The sequence below is a fragment of the Bacteroides sp. genome (assembly GCF_028690125.1).
GTDB lineage: Bacteria > Bacteroidota > Bacteroidia > Bacteroidales > Bacteroidaceae > Bacteroides.
Genome location: NZ_JAQVBV010000038.1, coordinates 40755 through 48253, shown reverse-complemented (window position 1 = coordinate 48253; position 7499 = coordinate 40755). Strand labels below are relative to the sequence as shown.

At 39.9% G+C, this 7499-nt stretch carries 6 protein-coding genes; all 6 read left to right on the top strand.

Annotation, left to right across the window (positions count from 1 at the left end; all coding sequences use genetic code 11):
- The coding region (gene dnaN / locus PHO71_RS20010) for a DNA polymerase III subunit beta (protein WP_300206743.1) at positions 1–1061 on the top strand (1061 nt) is incomplete at its 5' end.
- A gap of 5 nt (positions 1062–1066) precedes the next feature.
- The gene (locus PHO71_RS20005; RefSeq protein WP_300206741.1) at positions 1067–1846 is read left to right on the top strand and encodes a 3'-5' exonuclease; all 780 of its coding nucleotides are present in this window, start codon (positions 1067–1069) and stop codon (positions 1844–1846) included.
- The gene (gene coaBC / locus PHO71_RS20000; RefSeq protein WP_300206739.1) at positions 1846–3054 is read left to right on the top strand and encodes a bifunctional phosphopantothenoylcysteine decarboxylase/phosphopantothenate--cysteine ligase CoaBC; all 1209 of its coding nucleotides are present in this window, start codon (positions 1846–1848) and stop codon (positions 3052–3054) included. The genes PHO71_RS20005 and coaBC overlap by 1 nt, the downstream gene beginning before the upstream one ends.
- A 24-nt stretch (positions 3055–3078) precedes the next feature.
- On the top strand, positions 3079–4740 hold the full coding sequence (recN, locus tag PHO71_RS19995) for a DNA repair protein RecN (RefSeq protein ID WP_300206737.1): 1662 nt from the start codon (positions 3079–3081) through the stop codon (positions 4738–4740).
- A 39-nt stretch (positions 4741–4779) separates the two neighbouring features.
- Positions 4780–5523, top strand: coding sequence for a 23S rRNA (guanosine(2251)-2'-O)-methyltransferase RlmB (gene rlmB / locus PHO71_RS19990; protein WP_300206735.1), 744 nt, complete (start codon positions 4780–4782; stop codon positions 5521–5523).
- 1 nt (position 5524) lies between these two features.
- The gene (locus PHO71_RS19985; protein WP_300206733.1) at positions 5525–7234 is read left to right on the top strand and encodes a serine protease; all 1710 of its coding nucleotides are present in this window, start codon (positions 5525–5527) and stop codon (positions 7232–7234) included.
- Positions 7235–7499 lie beyond the last annotated feature (265 nt).

Here is a 7499-nt window from a genome sequence, read left to right as displayed (position 1 = left end):
ACTCTAAGAATGCGCTGCCTATTCTCGATTGTTTCCTTTTCGAATTGGAAGATGGAACATTGTCTGTGACTGTTTCTGACAGTGAGACGACTATGGTAACCACAGTAGAAGTGAATGATAGCGATGCGAACGGGCGTTTTGCCGTAGTGGCAAAAACGTTGCTTGATGCACTGAAGGAAATTCCGGAACAGCCGCTGACATTTGAAGTCAATCCGAATACTTATGAAATAACAGTACAGTATCAAAACGGAAAATATAGCCTGATGGGACAAAATGCAGATGAATTTCCACAATCAGCTACATTGGGAGATAGTGCAGTCCGTGTAGAAATGGAAGCAGACATATTGTTGGGTGGCATTAACCGTTCTGTATTTGCTACAGCAGATGACGAACTTCGTCCCGTAATGAATGGTATTTATTTCGATATTACAACAGAAGATATTACGATGGTTGCTTCAGACGGCCATAAACTTGTGCGCTGTAAGACATTGGCTGCTAAAGGGAACGAACGTGCTGCTTTCATCTTACCCAAAAAACCGGCTACATTACTTAAAAATCTTCTTCCGAAAGAGCAGGGAACAGTGACTATTGAATTTGACGAACGCAATGCCACGTTTATGCTTGAACGCTTTCGTATGGTTTGTCGGTTGATTGAAGGTCGTTATCCGAATTACAATTCAGTTATTCCCCAGAATAATCCTCATAAAGTAACAGTAGACCGTCAGCAATTGATCGGAGCTTTGCGTCGTGTATCTATATTCTCTTCGCAAGCAAGTAGCTTAATTAAACTTCGTATGCAGGAAAACCAGATCGTGATCTCTGCTCAAGATATTGACTTTTCTACTTCTGCGGAAGAAACACAAGTTTGTCAATATGCCGGTGCTTCAATGAGTATAGGATTCAAATCGACCTTTCTGATTGATATTTTGAATAATATATCAGCTGAAGAAGTCATTATTGAACTTGCAGACCCTTCACGTGCTGGGGTTGTGATTCCTGTTGAACAAGAAGAAAACGAGGACTTATTGATGTTATTGATGCCGATGATGCTAAATGATTAATTGAGATGAAATTAAACCTGAAAAACCCTATTGTTTTCTTTGATTTAGAGACAACGGGAACTAATATAAATACAGACAGAATTGTAGAGATCTGTTATTTGAAAATTTATCCTAACGGAAACGAAGAGTCAAAGACAATGCGTATCAATCCTGAAATGCATATTCCCGAAGCATCTTCTGACGTACATGGTATTTATGACGCAGATGTAGCAGATTGTCCGACTTTCAAAGAAGTTGCAAAAAACATAGCTAAAGATATTGAGGGATGTGATTTGGCAGGATTTAATTCTAATCGTTTTGATATTCCCGTGTTGGCAGAAGAGTTTCTTCGTGCCGGAGTAGATATCGATATGACCAAACGCAAATTTGTTGATGTACAAGTTATATTTCACAAGATGGAGCAACGTACTCTTTCTGCTGCTTACAAGTTTTATTGTGAACAGAATCTGGAAGATGCCCATACTGCCGAAGCCGATACACGTGCCACTTATGAAGTATTGAAGGCGCAACTTGATCGTTATTCAGAACTTCAGAATGACATCGCCTTTTTAGCCGAATATTCAAGCTATACTAAGAATGTGGACTTTGCCGGACGAATGGTATATGATGAAAACGGGATCGAAGTCTTCAATTTTGGAAAATATAAAGGTATGTCTGTAGTTGAAGTATTAAAGAAAGATCCTGGCTACTACAGTTGGATTTTAAACAGTGATTTCACGTTGAATACGAAGGCGGTACTGACAAAAATTCGTTTGCGTGAATTGAGCAATTTGATTACAAAATAATGTTGAAAGGAAAAAAAATAATTCTTGGAATAACCGGAAGCATTGCGGCTTACAAAGCCTGTTACATAATTCGTGGATTGATTAAGTGTGGAGCGGAAGTTCAGGTCGTTATCACTCCGGCGGGAAAAGAATTTATTACACCTATTACTCTTTCGGCTCTGACCGGCAAGCCTGTTATCAGTGAGTTTTTTGCTCAACGTGATGGAACGTGGAATAGCCATGTGGATCTTGGGCTATGGGCAGATGCCATGCTGATTGCTCCTGCTACAGCTTCTACCATCGGAAAGATGGCTAATGGAATAGCTGACAATATGCTGATCACCACCTATCTTTCGGCAAAAGCTCCGGTATTTATAGCCCCGGCTATGGATCTTGATATGTATGCCCATCCTTCTACACAGAAGAATCTGGATACATTGCGTTCTTATGGCAATCATATCATAGAACCGGGGACTGGTGAATTAGCCAGTCATCTGGTAGGGAAAGGGCGTATGGAAGAACCGGATCATATAATTCGTGTATTAGATGAATTCTTTTCTGCAAATTCAGATTTACAAGGAAAAAAAATCATGATAACAGCCGGACCAACCTATGAAAAGATTGATCCGGTCCGTTTTATTGGTAATTATTCCTCCGGGAAAATGGGATTTGCCTTGGCCGAAGAATGTGCTCGACGTGGAGCAAAAGTTATATTGATTGCCGGTCCGGTACAGTTAGAAACTAAACATTCCCTTATTTACCGTATTGATGTAGAATCAGCTCAGGAAATGTATGAAGCTGCACAAATCTATTATCCGGATTCTGATGCAGGGATTCTTTGTGCAGCAGTAGCCGATTTCCGTCCGGAGACGATAGCCGACAAAAAAATCAAGCGGGAAAAAGAGGAAGAGCTGACTTTGCACCTTCAGGCAACACAAGATATTGCAGCTGACTTGGGAGTAATCAAGCGGAAGAGTCAGTTGTTGATAGGATTTGCCCTTGAAACGAATAACGAACAGCAAAATGCCGAAGGTAAACTTGAACGCAAGAATTTTGACTTTATAGTCTTGAATTCTCTGAACGATGCGGGAGCAGGATTTCGTCACGATACAAATAAAGTCAGTATTATTGATCGGAAAGGTCGTACCGATTATTTATTAAAATCAAAAACGGAAGTTGCACAGGATATTGTTGATCGTTTGGTGCTGTCACTATCTCCAAATTCATAAATTATAATTCATAATTCGAAGAAAGTGTTACGTTCATTATATATACAGAATTACGCGTTAATAGAAAAACTGGACATCAGTTTTGAAACAGGTTTTTCCGTTATAACAGGTGAGACAGGAGCTGGAAAATCGATCATTCTGGGAGCGATCGGTTTATTGCTTGGTCAGCGTGCAGATGTAAAATCAATTCGTCAAGGAGCTTCGAAATGTGTAATAGAAGCACATTTTGATATTTCTGCTTACAATATGCATCCATTTTTCGAAGAGAATGGGCTTGAATATGATGCAGAATGTATTCTCCGGCGTGAAGTGCAGTCATCAGGTAAGAGCCGTGCATTTATTAATGATACGCCTGCTTCGTTAGCTCAGGTAAAAGAGTTGGGAGAACAGTTGATTGATGTTCATTCGCAACATCAGAACTTATTACTGAATAAAGAAGGCTTTCAATTGAATGTACTCGATATTCTCGCTCACAATGATGTAGTTTTGGATGAATATTATTCGTTGTATGGTGAATGGCGTCAGATAGAGCATGAGCTATCCGGACTATTATCATTAGCAGAACAGAGTCGTACCGATGAAGATTATATTCGTTTTCAATTGGAGCAACTCGAAGAAGCTCATTTGTCCGAAGGCGAACAAGAAGAACTGGAGCAAGAAGCCGAATTGTTGAGTAATGCTGAAGAAATCAGGGCAGGGTTATATCATGTCGAGCAATCTTTTGCATCAGATGAAGGCGGATTACTTTCTTATTTGAAAGATAGCTTGAACACGCTGAATAGTCTTCAAAAAGTATATCAGCCGGCTAGAGAACTTGCCGAACGGGTAGAAAGTACTTACATCGAACTAAAAGATATTTCACAGGAGGTATCTTCACAAGGTGAATCCGTCGAATTTAATCCTGTTCGGTTGGAAGAGGTAAACGATCGTTTAAATCTGATATATTCCTTGCAGCAGAAGCATCGGGTACAGACATTAGAAGAATTGATCACTCTGACCGATGAATATCGAAATAAACTTTCTGCCATCACTTCGTATGATGAACGTATTGCCGAATTGACAACACGCAAGGAAACGCAATATAAAAAGGTAAAGAAACAGGCAGAAGTATTGACCCAGGCACGTACAAAAGCTGCTCGCGAAGTGGAAACCCAGCTTGCTGCCCGTTTGGTTCCATTGGGAATGCCTAATGTCCGCTTTCAGGTAGAGATGGGGTTGAAGAAAGAACCCGGAATGCAGGGAGAAGATACTGTCAATTTTCTTTTTTCTGCTAATAAGAACGGAATGTTACAAAGCATCTCAACTGTGGCTTCAGGAGGTGAAATTGCACGTGTCATGCTTTCTATCAAAGCAATGATTGCCGGAGCGGTTAAACTTCCAACTATTGTATTTGACGAAATAGATACCGGAGTTTCCGGTGAAATAGCCGACCGTATGGCAGATATGATGCAGGAAATGGGAGATTCTAATCGTCAGGTAATCAGTATTACCCATTTGCCGCAAATTGCTGCACGTGGTCGTGCTCATTATAAAGTATATAAAAAAGATAGCGATACGGAGACAAATAGTCATATTCGCCGTCTGACAGATAATGAACGGGTAGAAGAGATTGCCCATATGCTGAGTGGTGCTACTTTGACAGAAGCGGCGCTTAGTAATGCCAGATCTCTTTTAACACGCAACTAAATCGTAATAACTAATAAAAATAATAAGTAAATAGACAGCATGCTCGATAAAAGTGAAATGATTTTCGGTGTTCGTGCCGTGATAGAAGCCATTCAGGCGGGAAAAGAAATTGATAAAATTCTGGTAAAAAAAGATATTCAAAGCGATCTTTCCAAGGAACTTTTTGCAGCCTTGAAAGGAACGTTAATACCTGTCCAACGTGTGCCGGTGGAACGTATTAATCGTATTACCATGAAGAATCATCAAGGTGTAATTGCTTTCATCTCTTCCGTAACCTATCAGAAAACCGAAGATTTGGTTCCGTTTATGTTTGAACAGGGAAAAAATCCTTTTTTCGTGATGTTAGACGGTGTGACCGATGTACGTAATTTTGGTGCGATTGCACGTACTTGTGAATGTGCTGCCGTAGATGCTATTATCATTCCGGCACGTGGTAGCGTGTCAGTGAATGCCGATGCGATGAAGACATCAGCAGGGGCACTGCATACTTTACCTGTTTGTCGCGAACAGAGTCTTCGGAATACATTGAAATATCTGAAAGATTGTGGATTTCGTATTGTAGCCGCTACCGAAAAAGGTGATTATGACTATTCGAAAGGTGATTATACAGGTCCGCTCTGTATTATTATGGGTGCTGAAGATACGGGCGTATCGTATGATAATCTGGCACTTTGTGATGAATGGGTAAAAATCCCGATGCTTGGAACGATTGAATCACTGAACGTTTCCGTGGCTGCCGGGATACTTATATATGAAGCTGTAAAACAAAGAAACAACGACTGATATGAAGAAGATTTTAATTCTGCCTTTGGTACTCGTCTGCCTGATTCAGGGAAGTATGGCACAAGTAACTCCTAAATGGGTGGAGAAGGCAAAGCGTGCGGTCTTTTCTATAGTGACTTATGACAAGAATGATAAAATGCTGAATACCGGAAACGGATTTTTTGTTTCCGAAGATGGGTTGGCACTTTCAGATTATACTCTTTTCAAGGGAGCTGCACGGGCTGTGATTATTACTCCGGATGGAAAAGAAATGCCGGTAAACGTAATTCTGGGTGCTAATGATATGTATGATGTCATAAAATTCCGTGTTGCAATTACTGAGAAAAAGGTACCGGCATTAACAGTGGCAACAACAGTTCCGGCAGTAGAATCCAGTGCATGGCTGTTGCCTTATTCTACACAGAAAAGTATAGCCTGTGAATCTGGTAAAGTGAAAGAGGTATCGAAAATTGCCGGTGAATACCATTATTATACATTAGGTATGCCGATGAAAGACAAGATGGTAAGTTGTCCGGTGATGAATGCGGAAGGACAGGTTTTCGGAGTTTCACAGAAATCTTCTGGTGCTGATTCTGTGAATACTTGTTATGCTGTAGGAGTATCATTTGCTATGTCTCAGAAGATTACAGCTCTTTCGTTGGGAGATGCGACTTTGAGGAATATTGGAATTCGAAAAGGACTGCCCGAAGATGAAGAACAAGCATTAGTATATCTCTATATGACTGCTAGCCAGTTGCCAGCAGCAGATTATTTACGAGTATTAGATGAATTTGTTGCCCAATTCCCCAATAATACCGAAGGTTACTACCGTCGTGCCAGTTATAACATAGCTAATGCTAAAGGGGATGAAGCACTTCTTGATAAAGCAGCGGCCGATTTGGAACAAGCGTTGAAAATAGCTCAGAAAAAAGAAGATGCTTACTATAGTATTGCAAAAATTATTCATGCTTATCAGTTGTCAAAACCTGAAAAAACTTATAAAGACTGGACTTACGATACTGCATTGGCAGATGTCCGCAAAGCCTTAGCATTAGATCCTTTGCCTCTTTATAGTCAGTTGGAAGGGGACATTCTTTTTGCTAAACAAGATTATGCAGGCGCGTTGGCTAGCTATGAAAAAGTAAATGCAAGTAATCTTGCTTCAGCTGCTACCTACTATAGTGCTGCTAAGACAAAAGAACTGATGAAGGGCGATCTTAAAGAGGTAATGGCATTAATGGATAGCTGTGTTGCCCGTTGTCCTAAACCGCTTACGGATGAATATGCTCCTTACGTTTTGGAACGTGCTCAAATGTATATGAATGCAGATGAACCAAGAAAAGCACTTTTAGATTATGATGATTACTTTAAAGCAACGAATGGTAATGTTAATGACCTTTTTTACTATTATCGTGAACAAGCAGCGCTGAAATCTCGTCAATATCAACGTGCATTAGATGATATTGCCAAAGCTATCGAATTAAATCCAAAAGACTTGACTTATCAGACAGAAAATGCTGTGGTTAATTTACGTGTCGGACGTTATGATGAAGCTATACAGATATTAGATAAAATCATAAATGAGGACCCCAAATATGCGGAAGCATATCGTTTGCGCGGACTTTGTAAGGCACAACAGAAAAAGACAGATGATGCTTGCATAGATTTAAAGAAAGCGAAAGAGTTGGGAGATACGAATGCAGATACACTTATTGAAAAATACTGCAAATAATAGAAACATTTATTGCATAGATAGATTGAGCCCCTGCTAACCTTCACGGTTAGCAGGGGCTCTTGTTTTGGGGGATCGCATAACATTTTTCTCTCTCATCATTTTCCCCACTTGTCAAGTTCAGGTTTTAGGTCTTAATATTATAAATAAATCTGATTTTCTTTTTCCTTTTATAGATTAAATGCAGAAAAATGTCAGATACTGCATCACTTCCAACTTTTTTTTTCAGATTTGCAATTTTTTCTGTTAGTTTCATCTACCCCAT

Bases quoted from the DNA above. Each gene is read 5' to 3' on its own strand.
- PHO71_RS20005 (WP_300206741.1), top strand. From the start codon at position 1,067: ATGAAATTAAACCTGAAAAACCCTATTGTTTTCTTTGATTTAGAGACA.
- coaBC (WP_300206739.1), top strand. From the start codon at position 1,846: ATGTTGAAAGGAAAAAAAATAATTCTTGGAATAACCGGAAGCATTGCG.
- rlmB (WP_300206735.1), top strand. From the start codon at position 4,780: ATGCTCGATAAAAGTGAAATGATTTTCGGTGTTCGTGCCGTGATAGAA.
- PHO71_RS19985 (WP_300206733.1), top strand. From the start codon at position 5,525: ATGAAGAAGATTTTAATTCTGCCTTTGGTACTCGTCTGCCTGATTCAG.